The sequence below is a fragment of the Haloferax sp. Q22 genome (assembly GCF_001482285.1).
GTDB lineage: Archaea > Halobacteriota > Halobacteria > Halobacteriales > Haloferacaceae > Haloferax.
Genome location: NZ_LOEP01000009.1, coordinates 125,450 through 144,698, shown reverse-complemented (window position 1 = coordinate 144,698; position 19,249 = coordinate 125,450). Strand labels below are relative to the sequence as shown.

At 66.1% G+C, this 19,249-nt stretch carries 19 protein-coding genes and 1 tRNA gene; 11 read left to right on the top strand and 9 right to left on the bottom strand.

The genetic code is table 11. The features are described from left to right. Positions 1 to 125: 125 nt before the first annotated feature. Positions 126 to 200 (bottom strand) — tRNA-Met (locus AM590_RS03800). 250 nt (positions 201 to 450) lie between these two features. Here AM590_RS03800 and AM590_RS03795 point away from each other — a divergent pair. From AM590_RS03795 to AM590_RS03775, 5 genes are all read left to right on the top strand, one after another. Next, positions 451 to 1,092, top strand: coding sequence for a hypothetical protein (locus tag AM590_RS03795; protein ID WP_058826301.1), 642 nt, complete (start codon positions 451 to 453; stop codon positions 1,090 to 1,092). Positions 1,093 to 1,219: 127 nt separating this feature from the next. Beyond that, positions 1,220 to 2,056 (top strand): hypothetical protein, encoded by an 837-nt coding sequence (locus tag AM590_RS03790; RefSeq protein WP_042665517.1) that lies wholly within the window; start codon positions 1,220 to 1,222, stop codon positions 2,054 to 2,056. A 108-nt stretch (positions 2,057 to 2,164) separates the two neighbouring features. Beyond that, entirely contained in the window at positions 2,165 to 2,917 is a 753-nt protein-coding gene (locus AM590_RS03785; protein WP_058826287.1) for a pirin family protein, read from the top strand. Positions 2,918 to 3,016: 99 nt separating this feature from the next. Further along, complete coding sequence (locus AM590_RS03780) at positions 3,017 to 4,015, top strand: ring-cleaving dioxygenase (protein ID WP_058826286.1); 999 nt, start codon at positions 3,017 to 3,019, stop codon at positions 4,013 to 4,015. After that, complete coding sequence (locus tag AM590_RS03775) at positions 4,015 to 4,728, top strand: alpha/beta hydrolase (protein WP_058826285.1); 714 nt, start codon at positions 4,015 to 4,017, stop codon at positions 4,726 to 4,728. Before AM590_RS03780 ends, AM590_RS03775 begins: the two co-directional genes overlap by 1 nt. Positions 4,729 to 4,858: 130 nt before the next feature. Here the strand turns inward: AM590_RS03775 and AM590_RS03770 are convergent, their stop codons facing one another. Then, positions 4,859 to 5,443 carry an NAD(P)/FAD-dependent oxidoreductase gene (locus AM590_RS03770; RefSeq protein ID WP_058826284.1) on the bottom strand — a complete coding sequence of 195 codons (585 nt, stop codon included), beginning with the start codon at positions 5,441 to 5,443 and terminating at the stop codon, positions 4,859 to 4,861. 174 nt (positions 5,444 to 5,617) lie between these two features. On the opposite strand from AM590_RS03770, the gene AM590_RS03765 reads away from it, so the two are divergent. Next, entirely contained in the window at positions 5,618 to 6,505 is an 888-nt protein-coding gene (locus tag AM590_RS03765) for a DMT family transporter (protein ID WP_058826283.1), read from the top strand. Positions 6,506 to 6,609: 104 nt separating this feature from the next. On the opposite strand, the gene AM590_RS03760 is transcribed toward AM590_RS03765, so the two are convergent. The 3 genes from AM590_RS03760 to AM590_RS03750 form a co-directional block, all read right to left on the bottom strand. Continuing rightward, positions 6,610 to 6,792 carry a hypothetical protein gene (locus AM590_RS03760; RefSeq protein ID WP_058826282.1) on the bottom strand — a complete coding sequence of 61 codons (183 nt, stop codon included), beginning with the start codon at positions 6,790 to 6,792 and terminating at the stop codon, positions 6,610 to 6,612. Between the two features lie 217 nt (positions 6,793 to 7,009). After that, complete coding sequence (gene sod / locus AM590_RS03755; RefSeq protein ID WP_058826281.1) at positions 7,010 to 7,612, bottom strand: superoxide dismutase; 603 nt, start codon at positions 7,610 to 7,612, stop codon at positions 7,010 to 7,012. 116 nt (positions 7,613 to 7,728) lie between these two features. Continuing rightward, positions 7,729 to 8,766 carry a hypothetical protein gene (locus tag AM590_RS03750; RefSeq protein ID WP_058826280.1) on the bottom strand — a complete coding sequence of 346 codons (1,038 nt, stop codon included), beginning with the start codon at positions 8,764 to 8,766 and terminating at the stop codon, positions 7,729 to 7,731. A gap of 185 nt (positions 8,767 to 8,951) precedes the next feature. Here AM590_RS03750 and AM590_RS03745 point away from each other — a divergent pair, with 185 nt between their 5' ends. The 5 genes from AM590_RS03745 (at position 8,952) to AM590_RS03725 (ending at position 15,251) form a co-directional block, all read left to right on the top strand. Then, positions 8,952 to 10,145 carry a substrate-binding domain-containing protein gene (locus AM590_RS03745; RefSeq protein WP_058826279.1) on the top strand — a complete coding sequence of 398 codons (1,194 nt, stop codon included), beginning with the start codon at positions 8,952 to 8,954 and terminating at the stop codon, positions 10,143 to 10,145. 69 nt (positions 10,146 to 10,214) lie between these two features. Further along, on the top strand, positions 10,215 to 11,348 hold the full coding sequence (pstC, locus tag AM590_RS03740) for a phosphate ABC transporter permease subunit PstC (protein ID WP_058826278.1): 1,134 nt from the start codon (positions 10,215 to 10,217) through the stop codon (positions 11,346 to 11,348). Beyond that, the gene (gene pstA, locus AM590_RS03735; protein WP_058826277.1) at positions 11,348 to 12,970 is read left to right on the top strand and encodes a phosphate ABC transporter permease PstA; all 1,623 of its coding nucleotides are present in this window, start codon (positions 11,348 to 11,350) and stop codon (positions 12,968 to 12,970) included. Before pstC ends, pstA begins: the two co-directional genes overlap by 1 nt. Before the next feature lie 2 nt (positions 12,971 to 12,972). After that, complete coding sequence (pstB, locus tag AM590_RS03730; protein ID WP_058826276.1) at positions 12,973 to 13,923, top strand: phosphate ABC transporter ATP-binding protein PstB; 951 nt, start codon at positions 12,973 to 12,975, stop codon at positions 13,921 to 13,923. A gap of 245 nt (positions 13,924 to 14,168) precedes the next feature. Then, positions 14,169 to 15,251 (top strand): phosphate uptake regulator PhoU, encoded by a 1,083-nt coding sequence (locus AM590_RS03725; protein ID WP_058826275.1) that lies wholly within the window; start codon positions 14,169 to 14,171, stop codon positions 15,249 to 15,251. Positions 15,252 to 15,279: 28 nt separating this feature from the next. On the opposite strand, the gene AM590_RS03720 is transcribed toward AM590_RS03725, so the two are convergent. From AM590_RS03720 to AM590_RS03705, 4 genes are all read right to left on the bottom strand, one after another. Beyond that, the gene (locus tag AM590_RS03720) at positions 15,280 to 16,182 is read right to left on the bottom strand and encodes a pyridoxamine 5'-phosphate oxidase family protein (protein ID WP_058826274.1); all 903 of its coding nucleotides are present in this window, start codon (positions 16,180 to 16,182) and stop codon (positions 15,280 to 15,282) included. 75 nt (positions 16,183 to 16,257) lie between these two features. After that, positions 16,258 to 17,931 carry an FAD-dependent oxidoreductase gene (locus tag AM590_RS03715; protein ID WP_058826273.1) on the bottom strand — a complete coding sequence of 558 codons (1,674 nt, stop codon included), beginning with the start codon at positions 17,929 to 17,931 and terminating at the stop codon, positions 16,258 to 16,260. 127 nt (positions 17,932 to 18,058) lie between these two features. Continuing rightward, positions 18,059 to 18,520 (bottom strand): hypothetical protein, encoded by a 462-nt coding sequence (locus tag AM590_RS03710; protein WP_253805842.1) that lies wholly within the window; start codon positions 18,518 to 18,520, stop codon positions 18,059 to 18,061. An 87-nt stretch (positions 18,521 to 18,607) separates the two neighbouring features. Continuing rightward, on the bottom strand, positions 18,608 to 19,192 hold the full coding sequence (locus AM590_RS03705) for a hypothetical protein (RefSeq protein WP_058826272.1): 585 nt from the start codon (positions 19,190 to 19,192) through the stop codon (positions 18,608 to 18,610). Positions 19,193 to 19,249 lie beyond the last annotated feature (57 nt).

Genomic DNA, 19,249 nt, shown 5'->3' with positions numbered 1-19,249 from the left:
CGGGAGGTAGATTTGAACCCCGGTCGCTGACGCTCCCCGGTTCAAATCTACTGAGCTATGAGGCCGACCTCGTGGGTCGCGCCGAGCCGAGACTCGGCGCTCAGGAGTTGAGGTCGGCAAAACCATAGCGGGAGGTAGATTTGAACTACCGATCTCCGGGTTATGAGCCCGGCGGAATCTCCTGGCTATCCCATCCCGCTACTACATCGAACTCGGTTGCTAGTGGTAAGACTTCTGCTTCGGACCCAGATTGTCAACCTAGTTTAATTTAGGTACCAGTACCTTCGGTCGGCCTCGGTCCGTCTCACTCGGTCTTTTCGGGCCCGAACCCGAGGCGTGGCGGTCGCACCGCGACTCGTTGCAAGAGAGCTATATGCCCGCCGATTTTGAAGGACGCTAACGGTGACACACTCTGGCGAGAACGAGGCCGTCGTAACGTGGACCGCGGGGATGGCCGGTCTCCGGGAACTCCCGAAGCGAATCGCGTTCAACGGCGTCGATTTCGGCCGCGTGTTGTGGTGGAGCGTGTTCGCCGTCGCCCCCGTCGCGTTACTGATTTTCGGGGCGCTCGCCGGTGACAGCGGTCCGTTCGTGTACAGTATGTACTGCGCGGTGGTACTGACGGCAGTCCTCCAGAGTTCGGAACGGTTCATCGGCATGCGCGTCGCGGTCGACGGCGACGACGGCGAACTCGAAAGCACCTACCACATGGGCGACCCCTCGCTGTTTCGGAGCGACGAGGACGTGACGACCTCGCTTTCGGACGTCGAAACTGCCCGATTCGTGACCTTCGGCGACCAGACTGCAGTCCGGCTGTACTACGGGAAGTCGTTCGTCAACAAGCCCACCATGTTTCTGGTTCCGGACGAGGTCGACTCCCAGTTCCGCGAAACACTCCGACGACACGACGTTTCGATGTCCGCGGATTCGACGCCGAAATCGGCCGATTGGGTGTGGGTTCGGTTCGTCGTGACCGCTCTCGTATTGGGTGCGATTCCGCTCGGCACCGTCTTCGTCTGGCCCGCCGGTTCGGTTCCCTTCCTGCTCGCCGTGTTCGGCCACGCCGCGTTCGTACTGCGGCAGGGGTGGTGACGACGACTGCCACCGCAGTACAGCCACAACATGTTTATCCGCCAATGGTTTTGTCGGTGATAATGCCCTCCGAGTCGTCTCCTGTCTCACCACGGTCGAACCGTCTGCAACACGAACGGGCGTCGTGATGCCGGGGTTCCTGACCCGCATCGCCGACGGCTGGGACCGCGCAGTCAACGACCCGCGTCTCGCCGTGATTCCCATCCTGTTCGGGATTCTCAACGAAGACAAGATATCGAACGTGCTCACGCACGATGGCGTGTACTTCGGAGTCACCTTCGGGACACCGTTTTCGGTCGGCTCAGTGTGGGAGTTCGTTGCCGCACCCAACAGCGGAGTCAATCTCTCCCCCGGCGTTCCGGTCGGCACAGGGTCGCGACTGGTCGTCCTCGGAGTGGTTGCCATCGTCGTGAAATCGCTCCTCGCGGCGGGCTACTTCGGAAGCCTCGCCGACCAGTTGAAACGCGGCGAGTTCGAGTTCTTCGGGAACGTCCGGGCGTACGCGGTTCCGTTTCTGGTCTTGACTGCGGTGCCGTCCCTCGCCGTCTTCGGCGGTGCGCTCGCGCTCTTCGAGAGCGTACGCAACCCCGGTTCGGAGTTGGTTCTGCTCGTCGTGCTCTCCGTCGTCGCGTACTTCGTTGTGGGGTACTTCGTCTACGCGACGCCGTATCTGATTGTCCTCCGAGACGCTGGACTGTCGGACGCGCTTCGGGCGTCCGTCTCGTTCGCCGTCGACGGCGGGGAGTACTTCAGATATTTCATCAAATACGGGGCGTTGGTGCTCGCCATCTCCGTCTTTGCGACGGTGTTCGTCGTCAACGTGCCGGGTATCGGCCTGCTGGTCGGCGTCATCGGTGGCGGACTGTTGGGACTCGCGCTGAACGCCGCGACGATGCGGTTCGTCGCGGACATCGACTCCCAGTCGCCCTCGCTCGGGTCGTGGGACGACGAGGCGACGGCGTGAACACGGCGTGAGCGGACACCCGAAACGTGCCCCGGTGACACCGACGTCACCTGCTTTCGGTCACGTCGCCGAGAAGGTATATAGATTCGACGCGTAGGTGCGCACGTAATGAAAGTCGGCTCCGAGACGAAGCTCTACAAGGCGGAGCGCACCGACGTCTCCCAGAATCAGGGGAAGTTCCGGACCTACTTCAACTTCCCCGGCCGCGCCCTCCCGGACCACGCGGACCACGGCTACGGCCCGCTCGCGACCATCGTCGAGTCGTTCATGGACCCCGACACCCACATCGCGATGCATCCCCACCGCGACGAGGAAATCATCTCGTGGGTGCCCGCCGGCGTGATGCGCCACGGCGACCAGGACGGCAACGACCTCGTCACTGACGCTGACCACCTGATGGTGATGAACGCGGGCGAGACGTTCTGGCACGAGGAGTTCACCCGCGCGGACGACCCGCCGCTGCGGATGCTCCAGATGTTCGTCCGACCTCACAGCCTCGGGCTGGAGCCGAACATCCAACACGAACCCATCGACGCCCCCGTCGAAGGCGAGTGGCGACACCTGTTCGGCCCCGAGGGCTCCGACGCGCCGCTTTTCGTCCGCAACGAAGTCGACCTCTTCGACCTCCGCCTCGACGCCGGGTCGAGCGCAGACCTCCCCGAAATCGAGGGCCGGGACGCGTACTTCTACGTGTTCGACGGCGCGGTCGAGGCCGCGGGGACGCGCTTCGGGAAGACCGAAAGCGGCCTGCTCGTCGACGACGCCGGGGTCACGCTCACCGCCGAGGAGGACGCCACCGTGGTCGCGTTCCTGATAGACCCCGACGCGCCCGTCACCCGGCAGGGAACTATCGGTCGCTGACGCGGCATTGTCCCCACCGAAACGTCACCGCCGCACCAACACGCCACCATCACCCACTACCCCTACCCGCCCATCCACCGAGACACCACACCCAACTCGATGCTCACAGACACCGCCGGAATCCACCACATCACGGGAATCGTCCGCGACGCGCAGGCGAACGTCGACTTCTACGCGACGACGCTCGGCCTGCGTCTCGTCAAGCAGACGGTGAACTTCAACGAGAAGTTCACGCGTCACCTGTTTTACGGCGACGAGACCGGGTCGCCCGGAACGGCCCTGACGTTCTTCCCGTACCCCGCCGAGGAACCCGGACGCCCCGGTACGCCGCAGATTCGGACCGCATCACTGGTGATTCCGCCGGACGCCGTCGACTACTGGGCCGACCGCCTCGCCAGCCGCGGCGTCGAAGTCAACGGCCCGTTCGAGCGGTTCGACGAGACGGTCATCCGGTTTTCCGACCCCGACGGCACCGACCTCGAACTCGTCACCGGCGAGTCGTCGGTCGAACCGTGGGCCGACGGTCCGGTCCCCGCCGAGCGCGCGATTCACGGCATCCACGGCGTCACGCTCCACTCGACGAACCCCTTCGTGACAGCCAGCGTGCTCGATACGCTCGGGTTCGACCTCGTCGCACAGGAGAGCGACCGCGTCCGCTACCGAGTGCCGGGCGACCGGGCGACCGTCGTGGACCTCCTCGACAGAGACGGTGAGTTCGGCCGTGAGGGTGCGGGGAGCATTCACCACGTCGCGGTCCGCGTCGAGGACGAGGCCCAGTTGTACGAGTGGCACGACCTGTTCCGCGAGCGCGGCTACGACGTGTCGCGGGTGAAAGACAGACACGTGTTCCACTCGCTGTACGTCCGCGAACCGGGCGGTATCCTGTTCGAACTCGCGACCGACGGCCCCGGACTCACGTTCGACGTCGACCCGGAGGCGCTCGGCCAGTCGCTGTACCTCCCGCCGTGGCTGGAGGAGGACCGCGAGATGATAGAAAGCCAACTGCGCCCGCTCAACCTGCCGGGAAACCGCGGAGATGAGAGAAGAGACGCGGATGTCGAAGCCGACGAAGGCAACGGAACCGACGGGTCGAACTGATGTCCCCCCGCCCAACAGCGCCCCGGTCCGCGACCGACCCTCACGAGGGCCAGGAGATTGCGACGGCCGGAGCACCCCCGCAGGTCGCCGACGCGGCGGTCGTCATGCTCCACGGCCGCGGGTCGAAGGCGCGGCACGTCCTCACCCTCGTCGACGAGTTCCTCCACCGGGGCGTGATGTACCTCGCGCCGCAGGCTGCCGGCAGTTCGTGGTATCCGGCCCCGGCCACCAGCCCCACCGAGCGAAACGAGCCGTGGCTCTCCTCCGCGCTCGGAAGGGTGTCGGCCGCGCTCGACATCGCCGCCGATGCCGGGATTCCGCCCGAACGAGTCGTCTTCTTCGGGTTCTCGCAGGGGGCGTGTCTCGCCGCCGAGTTCGCGGTTCGGAACCCCCGCCGGTACGGCGGTCTCGTCGCCCTCTCGGGAAGCCTCCTCGGACCCGACCTCGCGAGTCGGACCGGCGGCTACGGCGGCAGCGACAACGATGTCGACCACGACGGTCACGTCGGCGACGCCGACTTCGACGGCACGCCGGTTTTCTTCGGGAGCGGCCGCGACGACACCCGCGTCGAAGCCGACCGAGTCGAGGCGTCGGCCCGAGTCTTCTCGACGCTCGGGGCCGACGCGACGAGTCGATTGTACGAGGGACTGGGCCACGCCATCAACGACGACGAAATCCGAGTCATCGACTCGTTCATCGAGCGACTCAGCTGAGGCGTGATGCGGTCGTTTTCACGAGTCACGGGACGGTAGCCGCGCAGCTACGCGGTGGTCGTGCCGTCGAAGAAAAACGGAGTGAAGGTAGCGAGGAGACCTAGTCGGCCGGGCCGACCGGGTTCGCCGATTAGACCTCGTCGATGAGGGAGCCGTAGACGGACTCGGCGTCGGCGGGCACGTCGAAGTCGTGGTAGTGTTCGCCCTTCTCGTTCGAGAGGATGTTGAGGGCGGCGGCCGCGCCGTCGCCGGCGGAGATGACGGCCTGCCACTCCTCGGCGCGGACCATCGCACCCGTCGCGTAGGCACCCTCGACGCTCGTCTCCATCGTCACGTCCACGTCGACGATTTCGTCGTCGAACGCGCAGCCGAGCGACTCCGCGAGATCGCGGTTCGCACCCGTGGCGAGCACGACGTAGTCAGACTCGTACTCGTCGTCGTCGGTCGTGACAACGAAGCCGTCGTCTCCCTCGCTCACGTCAGTAACTTCCTCGCCCTGGTGGCGCTTCGCGTCGAAGTGGTCGACCTGCGTGCGGAGCGTCTCCATGTAGTCCGTGCCGTCGATGGAGCCGATTCCGGGGTAGTTGAACAGATGCGCCTTGTGCATCCACGTCTTGTCCGTGTCGAACACCGTCGTGGAGAGCCCGTTCTTCGCGGCGAAGAGGGCGGTTGTCAGACCAGCGGGACCGCCGCCGATGACGATTACGTCTGCCATGTTCCATGGACTAGCGTACTCGATAAAGAACCCCAGTAAAGCGGTTATTTTGTAGTACTCTCGATTACGTGCCGACGTAGGATGCGGTTTGTAGCGCGCCCGCGAGGGGTCGCCCCGCCGCAGTCGATTCCGGATTCCCCTCACTCTTAGTGCCGCGGTTCGTGTGCCTCCGCTATGGGCCGCGACCGACTCCTCGCCGCCGCCCCGCTCCTCGCGGCGGCTATCTGGGGCGGGATGTACGTCGTCAGTAAGTGGGGGTTCCGGTCGATACCGCCGCTGACGCTCGCCTTCCTGCGCGTCGCTCTTGGTGCCGGCGTGCTCTACGTCGCCGTGCGAGCGACCACTCCGTCCCGGTCGTTCGACCGTGGCGAGTGGCGACGGTTCGCCGCGCTCGCAGGGTGGCTGACCGCGGCGCTTTCGACCCAGTTCGTGGGGACCGACCTGACGAACGCGAGTCAGGGCTCGTTGCTGACCGTCCTGACGCCGGTGTTCATGCTCGCGTTGGGTGTGACGGCCCTCGACGAGCGCCTCACGCGCCGGAAGTCGGTCGGGACGGCGCTGGCGACGGTCGGCACGCTCGTCGTCCTCTCGGGGCAGTACGACACGGCCGCGTTCGCCGGCGGGAGCGTCTCCGGCGTCGCGTTGCTCCTGTTTTCGGCGCTCTGTTTCGCCGCGTTTTCGGTGTTCGCAAAGCCGCTCATCCGACGGTATTCGGCGCTCGAAACCGCGACGTACGCGACGGTGCTGTCGGTGCCGCTGTTCGGCGCGCTCGTCCCCGTGGAGTTCGTTCTCAATCCGGCAGCGTTCGACTCGATTTCGCTCTCACTACCGGTCGTGGGCGCGGTTCTCTACCTCGGACTGCTGAGCACTGCGGCCGCGTGGTACTGTTGGTACAAAGGCATGGAGTACGCGGACGCGAGCGCCGTCGGCGTCTTCTTCTTCGCCCAACCGATCGTCGGAATCCTGCTCGGTGCCGTCTTCCTGCGCGAACCGGTCGGCCTCGAACTCCTCGGCGGGGGCGCGGTCCTCGCCGTCGGGGTCCTTCTCGTGAACACGGACTAACAGAGGTAACTCGTCCCGTCGGACGGGCTCGGTACCGGCCGGTTCGACGGCCGGATTGACGACCCGCGGGACGCCCGCCGCCCAGTTCGTCTACTCGTGCGGCGTTACTCGTCGAACTGCGACTCGGCGAACGAGACGGCGAACTGGTCGCGCATCTCGCGACGGAGCATCTCACTCATCACCTCGTAAACGACCGGTTGCGGATACTCCTCCAGTAGTGCGGCGAGTTCGACGGCGCAGTCGGATTTCAGGGCGGCGAATTCGGCGGTCCACGGCGGGTTGCTCATCACCCGCACATCCCGTTCCACGTAGTTATGAATTCTGATTGAAACAAAGTACCATAATCGACAGCCTCAGACCCGTTACTCGCCGAAAAATGTGGTTGACATTCGGTAGAAGGTGCCGGTCTGGCGGGGCGAAATCGCCCCACGGATGCCCTCAATCGAGCACCCTCTCACGGTAACCTGTGGTGGTCGCGCGGTGATTCGTCTGCGCTACGCTACGTTACTCGAAGAGTTCGACGGCCTGGTCGTAGCGGGCGGCGGGCTCGTCCCAGTCGACGACCTCGAAGAACGCGGAGACGAAGTCGCCGCGGGCCGGGCCGTAGTCGTGGTAGTACGAGTGCTCCCAGACGTCGAGCGCGAGGATGGGGTGAGAGCCCCAGAGTGCGCCCTGGTCGTGCTTATCGACGACGACGTTCCGAAGCTGGTTCGAGAACGAGTCGTAGACGAGAAGCGCCCAGCCGCCGGCCGCGCCGGCCGCCGCTTCGAATTCGCCCTTCCAGGCTTCGTAGGAGCCGAAGTCCTCGGCGATGCGCTCTGCAAGCGCGCCTTCAGGCTCGTCGCCGCCTTCCGGCGACATGTTCTGCCAGAACAGGTCGTGCAGAATGTGTCCCGAGCCGTTGTGGGTGACGTTGCGCAGCGCGCCAGCGGAGGAACCAAATTCACCTGCGTCGCGGTTCTCGGCGAGGGTCACCTCGGCTGCGTTCCAGCCGTTGACGTAGCCCTGATGGTGGGTGTCGTGATGCCACGTCAGCACCTGCTCGGAGATGTGGGGCTCAAGCGCGTCGTACTCGTACGGGAGGGGGTCAAGTTCGTAGTCTGACATTGGTGTTTGCAGTTAGACCGAGGGACTAGACACACATGTACTTTCGCTGAACGCGATTTACGTAGTGGATGTGATATGTATGCTAGCGGATGATTTCGGGACGCACGGCGCTCGGCTCACTCGTCGCTGCCGACCCGGGCGTCGTCGAGTTCGGCCTGCACCGCGCCCCACGACACCGGCGGTTCGAACGCGGCCAGCGTCGCCTCGAACGATTCGATTCGCGCCCCGTACTCGTCGGTCCACGACGGTCGGGCGAGGTCGTCGAGTCGTCCGCGGAGGCGTTCCACGCGGGCGTCGAGGTCGTCGAGTCGTCCGCGGAGGCGTTCCACGCGGGCGTCGAGGTCGTCGAGTTCGGCGGCGGCGTCGCCGAGGCCGTCGCTTTCCGCGGCCGACTCGGGGGCTAACTTCCGCAGGTCGGCGAGCTCGGCTCGCACGTCCTCGACCAGCAGGTCGGAGACGCGGGCGCGGAGCGCGGCGTTGTACCACTCGGCCGCGCGCTCGTCGCCAGCGTCCTCGGAGCCGCCGGCGTCGTCTTCGGAACCCTCCGCGTCGGCGACGGCCGCGACCCGGTCGGCGAGCCCGTCGAGCGACTGTTCGAGCGCCGCCACGTCGCCGTCGAGCCCGCGCCCGCGAACGTCGTGGTTCGAGAGCCATCGGTCGAACTCCTCGATATCGAGTTGTACGTTGTCCGCGTGCGTGGTGAGCGCCTGCGACTCGGACGCGACCTCCCGGAGCCCGAGCACGATGTCGTAGACGGGCCGGGGGTCGTCGCGCCAGTCGGAGAGCCCCTGTAGCTCTTCGCCGAGCGACTCGACCCGCTCAGTCGCGTTCGAGACCTTCGCCTCGAACACGTCGAGACGGGACCGGACGGCACCGACGGCCGCGTCGTCGCCGGCGGCCTCACGGGCGTCGTCGAGGTCGATGGACGCGAGTTCGACGCGCGTCTCCGCGGTCGAGAGAATCATCGACGTGTCCGTGACCGCCGAATCGACGCCGTCGGCCGTCACCGTGCCGTCTTCGGTCACGTGGTCGAGCACCGCGCGAACGGTGTCGGGGTCTCGGGACTCGTCGGCGTCCACGACGCGCTCGACCGCCGCGGATTTCGACAGACCGACGATACGTTCGGGGCCGGTAGTTCCGTCCTGCTGGGCCATCGTGCGTACGTATCTCGGGACCCGTTATATTTTCTGTCGTCTCGATTACGTTCGCGTATATAGGTCTCTGTACAGATGTGTGCGCTAATATCGAACTATTTCGACTCTTAGTGTTACGTTGAACTCTGATAGAACTAAAGTGGTATTATAAACGCATTTTATTTAAAACCGGGTCTGACCACGTGATGGCGCAAGATTCCAAGAAGTTGGCAGGCAGCGTATCACGTCGGCAGTTCCTCGTCGCATCGAGCGCGGCGGGCGTCGCGGGGCTCGCCGGTTGTTCGGGGCAGTCGAACCCCGAGACCGACGCGCCGGCGACCGAAGAAGAAGAGACGGACGCTCCGGAGACCACGACCTCGACCCCCGAGGAGACGAGCGAATCGAGCGCGCCGCAGATGCTCACCGCCGAGGGCTCCTCGACGGTGTATCCCATCGCGAACAAGGGAAGCTCCTACTGGAACTCCAACGCGCCGCCGAGCGACGGCGAGTACTGGGGTTCGAACGACGAATCTACCGTCCCCGGCTGGGACGAACTCGGCGCACCGGACATGCGTCTGGCCGACTACTTCGCATCCCTCTACGGCTTCGAGCCGACCGAGACGCAGGCGAACCCCGCGTTCGCGACGTCCATCGGCCTGAGCCACTCCGGGACGGGCTGTAAGTCCGTCCGCGACGGTCTCGTCGACATCGGTAACTCGTCGGGTCCGATCACGGCGGAACTCGGCATCAGCGAAGAAGAGCGCGACGCGAACTACGTGGACCACGTCCTCGGCCGCGACGGCCAGCCCGTCGTCGTCTCGAAGGACGTCTACGACGCAGGCGTGACGGAACTCACCGGCGAAGAAGTCCGCCAGATCTACCAGGACGAGATCACCAACTGGAGCGAAGTCGGCGGCCACGACCAGGAAATCTACGTGGTCGGCCGCGCGGAAGGCTCCGGGACGGACACCTCGTTCCGCCTCAACATGCTCGGCAGCGCCGACGCCTCGATGGAGGGCGTCGACACTCGTAAGGGTCAGAACCAGCAGGTTGCGACCGTCGTCCAGCAGAACGACGGTGCCATCGCGTACATGGCACTCGCCTTCACCGGCCCGGAGGTCCAGCCCATCGGTATCGAATTCGAGGGCACGCTCTACGCGCCGGACAAGAGCGCTGAGCACACCATCTTCGACAGTGACTACCCGCTCAACCGCGACCTCCACCAGTACACGACCATCACGGAGGACACCCCCAGCGGGACGGACATGCGCGAAGCCGCGTTCATGAACATGTTCCTGACCACGTTCGGTCAGAAGGTGTTCGTCGAGGACAACAACTACATCCCACTGCCTGACAAGGACCTTCAGTCCGAGAAAGACAAGCTTCCGAGCCAAGCGTAACGCGACTCGGACGCGGTAGCGATTCCTGAACCTCGTTCTTTCCATTCATCGACGCTCCACGCTCCAATCATGAACGTACTTCCAGACTCCGACGGTGCCGGCCTCCGAGCGGCGGCTCGGCGAGGGCTCCGGCGCAGTCGCGACTTCGTCGACGAGACGCCGCCCGACGCGCTCGTCACGGTCACGGTCGCGGCGGTGTCGCTCCTCGCGGCGTTTGCGGGCTTCCTGGCCGTCTCGTCGCTGACGGCCGTCCCGTTCGCGGTGTTCCTCGTCGCGACGGGCTACGGCTGGCTCAGACACCAAGAATTGACAGCGCGCGTGCTCACACTGACGACGACGGTCTCGACCATCCTCGTCCTCGGGCTCATCCTCGTCTTCATCTTCGCGGAGGCGTGGCCGACCGTGCAGTACGCGACCGTGAACGTCTTCGGCATTCCGATTCCGGGTCTGCGGCTCTTCATCGAGACGCGCTGGAGCCCGGTGACGCCGCCGATTCAGTACTCACTCGTCCCGATGATTCACGGGACGGTGCTCGTCACCATCATCGCGACGGCGGTCGCCGCCCCGCTGGGCGTGGCCGCGGCGCTCTTCCTCAGCGAAATCGCGCCGCGGACCGTCCGCGAGGTCGTCAAACCGGGCGTCGAGATTCTGGCGGGTATCCCGTCTATCGTCTACGGTTTCATCGGCTTCACCATCCTCAGCCCGTGGGCGGCCGACCAGTTCGACATCGTCGGCCAGGGCACGTACCTCTTCGTCGGCATCGTCGTCGGACTGATGGCGCTGCCGACGGTCGTCTCGGTCGCCGAAGACGCCCTCAACAGCGTCCCCGAATCGATGAAAAGCGGGTCACTCGCCCTCGGAACGACCGATTGGCAGACCATGACCTCAATCACCCTGCCGGCGGCCTTTTCGGGCGTCTCGGCCGCGGTCCTCCTCGGCGTGGGTCGCGCCATCGGCGAGACGATGGCCGCGACCGTGATGCTCCGCGGCAGCCCGGGGCTCACGAAGCCGCTGTACAACGTCTTCTACGGTAACGACACGCTCACGTCGCTCATCGCGGCGAACTACGGCGACGCCGACGGCCTCCAGCTCTCCGCGCTGTTCGTCGCGGGCGTCATCCTGTTCGTCACGGTGCTGTTCCTCAGCATCGGCTCGCAGTACATCGAAGCGCGCATGCGCCGGAAGCTCGGAGGTGCCGAATAATGGCGAGCGCGACCGACACCGCGCTCGTCAGCGAGGACACCTCCGAGACCGAGGCGGTCGCCGCCGGCGCGGTGGGGCTGGCAGCGGTGCTGTTCGCCCTCTCGCTCGCGTCGGTGTTCGAACTCGTGACCATCACCGACCCCGTCGCGGGCGTGCCGATGGTCGCGCTCCTCGGCGGACTGCTGGTCGTTCTCGGCTTTGCTGTCGTCACCTTCGGTGTCGGCTCCCGACTCGGCTACGTCGCCACCGACCCCAGACCGACCGCCGGATTGGTCGCCTCGACTGCCTTCGGCCTCGTCTGGTTCGTCGTCGGCGGGTTGGTCGCCTCCCAGAGTCTCGGATTCGGGACGGCCGGATGGGTCATCGGAGCACTCGTTACCGGCGGGGCCGCGTTCGCGGTGAGCGCGTTCCCCCGCGAGGACATCGGCTCGACGCTCCCCGCTGGCGGGCTAGCCCTCTTCGCCGGTATCGTCTTCCTCACCGGCGTCATCGGCCCGTCGTGGGTCTGGAACCTCGGGTGGGAACAGCAGGCGTCGTTCAACGCCGAGTTCACGATTCCGGTCTTGACGGCGTTCTGTTCCCTGCTCGTCGGCTGGGCCGCCGCGAAGGCCTACGGCGGGTTCGGCGCACGTGGCCGTCACGTCGGCGCGTACGTCCTCGTCTACCTGAACGCCATCTCCATCATCGCGCTGCTGTTCCTCCTCGTCGCGTTCACGGTCCTGAAGGGTCTCCCGGGGCTGTTCAACGGATTCGCGTTCGGCGCGGGCGCGGGTCCCGAAGTGACGCTCGTCGGCCTGACGTTCTCGCTTCCCGTCTCGTGGCCGTTCGTGATGAACGGCGTCGCGCTTCTCAACGACGTGAACGGCGTCCTCCCGGCCATTGCGGGCACGATTTGGCTCGTCATCGGGGCGGTGCTGTTCGCCGTCCCGCTGGGCGTCGGCGCGGCCGTCTTCATCACGGAGTACGCCGACCGCGGGCGCTTCACGCAGGTCGTCGAAATCGCGACCAACGGCCTGTGGAGTACGCCCAGCATCGTCTTCGGACTGTTCGGTCTGGCGTTCCTCGTCCCGCGGCTCGGTAACCAGAAGTCGCTGCTGGCGGGGATGCTCACGCTCGGCTTCATGCTCCTCCCGCTCGTCGTCATCACGAGTCGGGAGTCGATGCTGGCGGTCCCTGACGAGTACCGCGACGCGAGCGCGGCGCTCGGCGTCACGAAGTGGCAGACGATTCGGAGCATCGTCCTCCCGGCGTCGCTCCCGGGTATCGTCACGGGCATCATCCTCGGTGTCGGTCGCATCGCCGGCGAGACCGCCCCGATTCTCCTGACGATGTCGGGGAGCGTCGCCCCGCCGGGCAGCCAGACGGTCGACGTGCTCGGCGGCTTCCAGTTCCAGTCTGCGCCGCCGTTCGTCACCAACCCAGAACTGATGCAGGCGACCTCGGCGCTTCCGTATCAGCTCTACTCGCTTATCACCGCGGGCGTCGGGCAGTCGTCGAACATCGGCGCTATCGACGAGTTCCGGTGGGCGACGGCGCTCATCCTGCTCGTGGTCGTCTTGGGCTTCTACGCGGTCGGCATCGCGACGCGGTACTACTTCCGGAGTAAACTTCAGCACGACTAACCATGAGTGAAACCAGACAGACGACGGACGACGCACAGGCGACGACGGACAGCGAACTCGCCGGCGGCGCGAGCCCCGGCACCGACCAGCCGCTTGAAGTCACGAGCGGCGAGACGCGGGAACGGACCCGCGAGGAGTGGGTCGAACACGAGTTCGAGGGCGAGGCGAAGCTCTCGGTCTCCGACCTCGACGTGTACTACGGCGACGACCACGCGCTGAAGGGCGTCTCGATGGAGATTCCCGAGAACAGCGTCACGGCGCTCATCGGCCCCTCGGGCTGTGGGAAGTCGACGTTCCTCCGGTGTCTCAACCGGATGAACGACCGCATCAAGGCCGCAAGCATCGACGGCTCGGTCCAACTCGAAGGCGAAGAAATCTACCAAGACGGCGTCAACCTCGTCGAACTCCGCAAGCGCGTCGGCATGGTGTTCCAGTCGCCGAACCCGTTCCCGAAGAGCATCGCGGACAACATCTCCTACGGCCCGCGGAAGCACGGCGACCTCGACACCGGCCTGCTCGCCAACCTGCTCGGCCGGAGCGACGACGACGCGGTCGACGAACTCGTCGAGCGCTCCCTGCGGCAGGCGGCGCTGTGGGACGAGGTACAGGACCGACTCGACGACAACGCCCTCGGACTCTCCGGCGGCCAGCAACAGCGGCTCTGCATCGCCCGCGCGCTGGCGACCGACCCCGAGGTGCTCCTCATGGACGAGCCGGCGTCGGCGCTCGACCCTATCGCGACCTCGAAAATCGAGGACCTCGTCCACGACCTCGCGGAGGAGTACACGGTCGTCATCGTCACGCACAACATGCAGCAGGCGGCGCGCATCTCGGACCAGACGGCGGTGTTCCTCACCGGCGGCGAACTCGTCGAGTACGGCGACACCGACCAGGTGTTCGAAGACCCCCAGAGCCAGCGCGTCGAGGACTACATCAGCGGCAAGTTCGGATAGTCGACGCCGGACCCAGGCCGGCCGTCTCGACCCGGACAGACCGCCGAACCGCCCGCCTGTCCCCGCAGCGGGCGTCCCGACTTCGACCACGCGACGTGACGACGACGTTCGACGATCTGCGGCCGTCGAAGCCGGACCATCGGTCGGCGGCGCTCGCTTCTCACCAGTCGAGCCACCCGCCGAGGCGGGGTCGGCGTCACCGCGGAACTGGCATGCAGACAACACAAACTCAGACAGCCAACACAATGGAGACACGCAAGATACAGCAGGTCAGCAACGGGACGTTCACCGTCTCTCTCCCCCGAGAGTGGGCGGACGGCGAGGGTATCTCCGCCGGAACCGTCGTCAACCTCCACACGTACCTCGACGGGATGTTAGTCGTACAGGCTCCCGAGTGCGAGGACGATTCGTCGATGCAGTTCACGGTAACTGTCGGTGGGAGCGACCCGGACGGCGGGGGCGACACAGGCGATTCCCTCGAACAGACGCTCCGAGCGGCCTACGCCGCCGGGTCGAAACAGGTCGTCATCGAGGCCGACGGGACGTTCGACGCCGAACAGCGACAGGCCGTCAGGCGGGTCGCACGGAACCTCGTCGGCGTAACCATCACGGAGGAGTCGGATACCGCCGTCACGGTTCGGAACGTCCTCGACGCGAACGAGGTCTCCATCCGCCAGTCGGTCCGACAGCTCCAGTTCGTCGCCGTCTCGATGCACCGCGACGCGACCGCCGCGCTCACCGGTGCCGCCCCCCTCGACGGCTTCGCGGAACGGGACAACCGCGCCGACCGCCTGTTCGCTATGGTCGACCGGCACTTCACCCGCGGGCTCGACCGCCTCGACGAGGTGGACGCCCTCGGCGAAACGCGCCCGGAACTGTTCCGCCTCCACACCGCGGCCCGCGAGTTAGAGCGCGTCGCCGACCAGGCCGAGCGAATCGCCGCCGTCGCGTCGGCGGTCTCCGACCCCTTCCCGCCGGCGGTCGCCGACGAGGTGTCCGAACTCGCCGAGCTGATTCCGGAGGCGCTCGAAGCCGCGGTGCAGGTCGCGCTCGAAGGCGACAACCCCGACGCGGCGCGGGAGGCACTGGCGGCGCGCGACCGAGTGTGCGAGGACCTCGCGGACGTGGAGCAACGGCTGTTCGAAGATGTGGACGCCGACGCCGACTACCGGTTCGCGCACGCGCTCCACGCGCTCGAACGGACGGCCGAGCACGCCGGCAACGTCGCCGAGGTCGGGCTCAGGACGGCGGTCCGGACCCGCAACATGGACGAGCGCCCGGCCCGAGAGGGCGGAAACGAGTCCGCGGGACACTCCCAGAGCGCGTAGAGCGTCTGTTCGGCGGCCGTACTGGTTTTCACCACTCGAGGAGCGTTCGAAGACGAGGAATCGGTCGATACGTCTGTCCACGGTCAGCGAAGTAGGTCCGCGTCCGACGTTTGCCGTCGACGATGAACCGAAGACGGTCCCGTACCGTTCGGTTCCGCAGGTGGAACGAACTGGCGGGGTCGAACACCAGTCCGCGCGCGTCCCTCCGACACCGGCCGCGGATGAGTCGCTGTTCGAGGTTCGCGAGGTCCGCGTCGTGCCAGTGGACGAGGACGCACGCAGGTTGGCCGTCAGCCGGCGTCACGTCGTCCGGCGGCGTCAACCGGAGCCGACCGTCGCGGACGGTCGCAGACGAAACCGGCCAGCTACGGGGATACCCCGCGTCGTCGGTGACGGTCGCGACCATCTGGTCGTAGGTTTCCGCCTCTCCGCTGTCGATGCCGGCCGCGTTCCACGTCGGGACCGTCGTCGTGCCATCGGTCGGCCGCTCGTCGATTGCAGTCGGTCGAATCTCGATGAGGATTCGGAGCCCGTACCAGTCCAGAAGCAACAGTCCGAGCCGCGTCCCGAGGAAGTCGGCAGCCTCGACCATCGCCCGCCGTTTCGGTGACGGCGGTTCGTCGCGGATGAGCCGCTCGACGACGGCGGTGTTCGCTTCCAAGTCTGCGTCTCGAACAGTCGCCCGCCCGGTCACGTGCAATCGACCCCCACCTTCGCGGAGCAGGAGCGACACCCGCGGATTGGCCGCCGCTTGCTCGGCTTTCCCCGCGAACGCCGGCGCGGCCGTTACGACGACGACCTCCCGTTCGCGGTCGAAAAAGGGTGTGACCGGCACCACCGCCGGGCGGTCGTCGCGAGCCGTCGCGAACTCGGCCGTCAGCGAGTCATACACGGCGTCTCGAATCCGCTCGGTCGCGGACGACACCGTCACGGACGCCTCCGGGGGCGCGGCAATCGTCTGGTCCTTTCCGGAGTTTTAGTGGGAACCCAGCGCCGTGGCCAACGGTCAGTCATCCAGTCCCCAGCCGCTCGTTCGCAGTCCCCGGAAGGTCGACCGCAGTCCGCGCTCGGCCTCGCCGGGGTGTGGGAGTCCCAGCCGAAACGCGATCTCGTCCTGCCGCTTCGGCGGGTCGAACAGTTGTGGCTCAGATAGCCCCCAGACAGCCGGCGGCGGCGCTCCGGCCCCCGTTCGCTCGACGATACCGCCGACGGCTCGGCGGGCTGCCTCGTTCGCGCTCTCCATGGTCGCCAAGTCAGTGTCCGTGCGGACGTAGTCGGCCGCCAACACGAGGTTCGGCGCGTCGGTCACCGCAGGGGGCCGGTGTCGGAGCGAGCCGACCGTGTTAATCAACAGCGGTTCGTGGTTCTCCATGCCGTCGCCGGTGTCGACGATTGCGGGGTCGAGTACCCAGTCGTACAGGTACTCGGTCGAGAGCCGCTCCGCATCCCGGTTGAGGTGAGCCGTCAGTTGGTGCCAGACCTCGGTTTTGATCTCCTCGCGGCTACACTCGCGGGCCGGCTTGTCGTACACCGCTCCCGGAGTCTCCCAGTCCGAGATAATCGCGGAGAGGACCCCCTGAATCTCGCCGTCGGCGCACGTCTCGATGTCGAACGGGCCGTCGTCCCAGAACTGACGCTGCGAAATCGCCGTCAGCGCCCACGGGGAGTCGGTGTACGCTTGATGGCCGCGCGCGAGCGGCAGGTCCTCGGTGAGATAAAACTGAATTCCGTTCATCCAAGCGGTGTCGAGTCGCCCGATGGACCCGAGCGACGGGGCCGCCAACCGGAGTTCCGGCGTCACCAACGAGGCCATTACCTCGACCGGAAGCGCCGCCACGTAGTAGTCCGCAGTCACTCGTTCCCCGCCGGCGAGTTCGACGCCGGTAACGCGACGGCCGTCGGAGTCGAGTTTCGCAACCGGCGACTCCGTGCGGATAGACACGCCCAGCGATTCCAGGTAGGACTCCCACGGCGAAATCCAGACCTCGCTCGTCGGGCCGTTGAGTACCGCCTCGGTCGGTCGGCCGGGGTCAATCTGATCGAGCATCAACTGCGCGTATATCTGTCCGATAGTGCGGGCGCTCCCGCGCTGGGGTTTTAACGCGACGAGCGCCTGCGTGCTCTCGGCGAGGTGCTTGCGGTAGGCCGGCGACTGCGCCTCCGCGTCGACGAACTCCCACCACGACACGCGGTCGAGTTCCCGTTCGCGGCGCGCCCGACAACTCGTCAGCAACACCAGCAGACGCCGGAGGAAGTAGTTCGTCTCGGCGGGGGTGATTTCACCGCCACCGATTGTCGGTTTGAGCGCGGCAACCCACTCCGCAATCGTGTTCGGCGTCCGCGTCTCGGAGCGCATCTCTTCGCCCGTCGTCGTCGCGATGAGCGTTTCGTCCGTCTCGACGAGGTTGTCCGCGACCGTGTCCCCGGACGGCCGCGGGATTCGGCCGAGCGTGTCGCGGAGATTCCGATAAAACCCCGGAAAGAACCGAAATCCGTGTTCTGCCGGCAGTAAATGGCCGTCGTCACCAGAGGGGATCGAAAAGCTCCGTGCTTTCCCGCCCAGTCGCGATTTGGCCTCGTACACGGTCACGTCGAAGCCGCGTTCCCCGAGTTCGTGCGCCGCGCTCAGCCCGCCGACCCCTCCCCCGAGAACGGCGACTCGAAAACTGCCTGCTGACATACGCTACTCGTGGCGCGAGACGGAATAATTATTTGCAATATCGAAGCATCTGCCGTCTCAGCCGGCGAGAACCGAGCGACACCGTCCCGTAGCAGAGAACGAGTGGACGGAGGCAACGGGAGCGTCGCTACAACGTGGTCGTGTCCTCGGGAACCGACGTCCAACACCGATTCCGAGAGTCGTCAGCAGAGACGAACGGAGTGTCAGAACAGCGGGGCTTGTACGCGAGTCGATAGACGAGATCGTCGTGGCTCACGTAGTACCCCGACGGAATCGACGCATCGTGCTCCATGCGGTCGTAGTACGGGAGGTCCTCCAGCGCGGCCGCGACAGCCGCGTACTCGTCTCTGTCCAGTCGGAAGTCCATCAGACTGTAGGGTTCTCGTCGGGTCACCCGGTCAAGCGCTAGCTGTATCAACTCCGCTCCGTCGAGTCGTTCGTCCGAGGCGGGAACGACCTCCGCGGCTTCCGGTGACGAGATGTGCATCACCGTGAGCACGCCCCCGTTGACCCCTTCGACGTTGAGACAGCCGCTCAGCGCGGCGACCGAACCGAGCCCGAGCGTTGCAAGTAGCGACCGCCGATTCACGACGCTGTAACTCCGACGAAATCACATCACTGTTCCGGTGCTCGGCGCGCTCCGACCGGACCGCACGCTCCACGCGGACCGGCCAGTTCACACGTCCTCGGGAACGAGGTTCGTCAGTGCGCGGTCGCCGAACAGGACGACGAGCGCCGCGCCGACGAGGTTGAAGACGAGGTCGAGCGCGGTGTCGACCCGGCCGTAGGAGACGAGCACGGGGTCGATGCCGAGCGCGTCGGCCCCGCGGTGGATGGCGTACTCCGCGAGTTCCCAGAGCACGCCGGCGCAAACCACGGCCGCGAGGACGCGCGTCGAGGGGTCGCGGCCGCGACGGCGCGAGAGGACGTGGACGACCCCGCCGAGAATCGTCGCCGAGTGGGCGTGAGTGAGGTGGTCCCACCACCACACGTCGTCGTAGGGGCCGAGCATCCCGACCGAGTGAGTCAGCATCGCCGATTCGACGTAAAGACGCTGCCACGGGCGGAACTCGACGCCGACCAGTCGCTCGACGGCGTCGGGGAGGTACGTGCCCGCGAGCCCGAACGTGGCGTTCACCATCGCCGCGGGGTTGCGGCGGCGGAGCCCTGCCAGAAACACGACGACGATTGCGTATCTGATTCCGTCGTCCGGTTCCGGCCACGCCCTCGAATCGCTTGTCTCGGTCACGATTGTTCTCACGGAGACTGTCGTCGGCTTCGGGTAAAAGCGTTGACAGCCAGCAGCGACCGGTCCGCG

Coding starts and splice junctions, on each gene's coding strand:
- AM590_RS03795 (WP_058826301.1), top strand. CDS start 451: ATGGCCGGTCTCCGGGAACTCCCGAAGCGAATCGCGTTCAACGGCGTC.
- AM590_RS03790 (WP_042665517.1), top strand. CDS start 1,220: ATGCCGGGGTTCCTGACCCGCATCGCCGACGGCTGGGACCGCGCAGTC.
- AM590_RS03785 (WP_058826287.1), top strand. CDS start 2,165: ATGAAAGTCGGCTCCGAGACGAAGCTCTACAAGGCGGAGCGCACCGAC.
- AM590_RS03780 (WP_058826286.1), top strand. CDS start 3,017: ATGCTCACAGACACCGCCGGAATCCACCACATCACGGGAATCGTCCGC.
- AM590_RS03775 (WP_058826285.1), top strand. CDS start 4,015: ATGTCCCCCCGCCCAACAGCGCCCCGGTCCGCGACCGACCCTCACGAG.
- AM590_RS03770 (WP_058826284.1), bottom strand. CDS start 5,443: ATGGCAGACGTAATCGTCATCGGCGGCGGTCCCGCTGGTCTGACAACC.
- AM590_RS03765 (WP_058826283.1), top strand. CDS start 5,618: ATGGGCCGCGACCGACTCCTCGCCGCCGCCCCGCTCCTCGCGGCGGCT.
- AM590_RS03760 (WP_058826282.1), bottom strand. CDS start 6,792: ATGAGCAACCCGCCGTGGACCGCCGAATTCGCCGCCCTGAAATCCGAC.
- sod (WP_058826281.1), bottom strand. CDS start 7,612: ATGTCAGACTACGAACTTGACCCCCTCCCGTACGAGTACGACGCGCTT.
- AM590_RS03750 (WP_058826280.1), bottom strand. CDS start 8,766: ATGGCCCAGCAGGACGGAACTACCGGCCCCGAACGTATCGTCGGTCTG.
- AM590_RS03745 (WP_058826279.1), top strand. CDS start 8,952: ATGGCGCAAGATTCCAAGAAGTTGGCAGGCAGCGTATCACGTCGGCAG.
- pstC (WP_058826278.1), top strand. CDS start 10,215: ATGAACGTACTTCCAGACTCCGACGGTGCCGGCCTCCGAGCGGCGGCT.
- pstA (WP_058826277.1), top strand. CDS start 11,348: ATGGCGAGCGCGACCGACACCGCGCTCGTCAGCGAGGACACCTCCGAG.
- pstB (WP_058826276.1), top strand. CDS start 12,973: ATGAGTGAAACCAGACAGACGACGGACGACGCACAGGCGACGACGGAC.
- AM590_RS03725 (WP_058826275.1), top strand. CDS start 14,169: ATGGAGACACGCAAGATACAGCAGGTCAGCAACGGGACGTTCACCGTC.
- AM590_RS03715 (WP_058826273.1), bottom strand. CDS start 17,931: ATGTCAGCAGGCAGTTTTCGAGTCGCCGTTCTCGGGGGAGGGGTCGGC.